1 protein-coding gene is annotated in these 1,458 nt (G+C 59.5%); it reads left to right on the top strand.

The genetic code is table 11. The annotated features are described in order from the left end of the window. Window positions 1-45: 45 nt before the first annotated feature. A protein-coding gene (locus DYZ14_RS23975) for an IS3 family transposase (protein WP_445292620.1) occupies window positions 46-1,430 on the top strand; the annotation gives its coding sequence in 2 pieces (ribosomal slippage) (window positions 46-559 and window positions 559-1,430; 1,386 coding nt in all). Window positions 1,431-1,458: the final 28 nt, after the last annotated feature.

Here is a 1,458-nt window from a genome sequence, read left to right on the forward strand (position 1 = left end):
TGAACTGACCCCCGAAAGTTGGACACCCAACTTCGGGGGTTTTGCATGTCCAAATACAGCAGCACATTCAGGCAGGAGGTCGTCGCATATTATGGCGGCGGCGAGCATAGCTACCGGGAGGTCGGTCTGCGTTTCGGGCTCGATTATTCCATGATCCGCAGGTGGGTTGCCAGTCACGCGGCACATGGCGTGGCTGGCTTGTCTCGGAAGCACAGCCATTACGATGCTCACTTCAGGCTATCGGTCCTCGAACGGATGTGGAAGGATGGCCTGTCCCGTCGGCAGGCGGCAGCGCTGTTCGACATTCGCAGCATTGGCTGCCTCTCGGTCTGGGAGAGGCAATATGAGCGCGGCGGGCTTGAAGCCTTGGCTCCGCGCCGAAGAGGCGGGTCCCGATCCATGCCCAAACCACCTTTCGCTGCGCCCTCGGATACGGATACGGTCAAGGATGGGCCGCCGGACGACGAAGCCAAGAGCCGCCAGGAGTTGCTGGCTGAACTGGCCTATCTGCGCATGGAGAATGCCTACCTAAAAAAACTGGAGGCCTTAACGCAGGCGCGTCGCGCAGTGAGCGGACGCAAGCCGTCCAAGCGTTAAGGCCGCTCCATCTGTTCGACGGGCTGCTAGCGCTTTCGGGCCTGGCGCGCAGCACGTTCTATTATCAGCTCAAGGCGCTGTCGTCGGGCGACCGGCATGCAGCGCTGAAGACGATGATCCGGTCGATCTTCGACGAACACAAGGGCCGCTACGGCTATCGCCGGGTGACGGCCGCGATCCGCAATCGCGGAGAAGCGGTCAACCACAAGACCGTCCAGCGGCTAATGGTCGAGATGGGATTGAAGTCTTTGGTCCGGCCGAAGAAATACCGCTCCTACAAGGGCCAGGCCGGTTGCGTGGCTCCGGACCTGCTGCAACGGCAGTTCTCGGCAAAGCGCATGAACCAGAAGTGGACGACCGATGTCACCGAGTTCAATGTCGCCGGCGAGAAGCTCTTCCTGTCGCCTGTCATGGACCTTCATAATGGGGAGATCATCGCCTTCGAGACGGCGAGGCGGCCGGTCTTCAAGCTGGTCAGCAAAATGCTCGACAAGGCATTGGCCAAGCTGGACGACGATGACAGGCCGATCCTGCATTCCGACCAAGGCTGGCAGTATCGGATGCCGGCCTGGAGCCGGATGCTCGAAAGCCGCAATATCGCGCCAAGCATGTCACGCGAGGGGAACTGCCTCGACAACGCGGCCATGGAAAGCTTCTTCGCCACGCTCAAGTCCGAGTTCTTCCATCCCAACCGCTTCGACAGCATTGACAGCCTGCGCGATGGTGTTGAGGACTACATCCGCTACTACAACAATGATCGAATCCGGATGAAACTGAAAGGGCTGAGCCCTGTGCAATACAGGACCCAGCCCTTAAATCATTCCAGCCAATGAACCGTCCAAATTTATGGGGTCAGTTCAC

This window comes from Ciceribacter sp. T2.26MG-112.2, from assembly GCF_900492205.1.
GTDB classification, from domain to species: domain Bacteria; phylum Pseudomonadota; class Alphaproteobacteria; order Rhizobiales; family Rhizobiaceae; genus Allorhizobium; species Allorhizobium naphthalenivorans_A.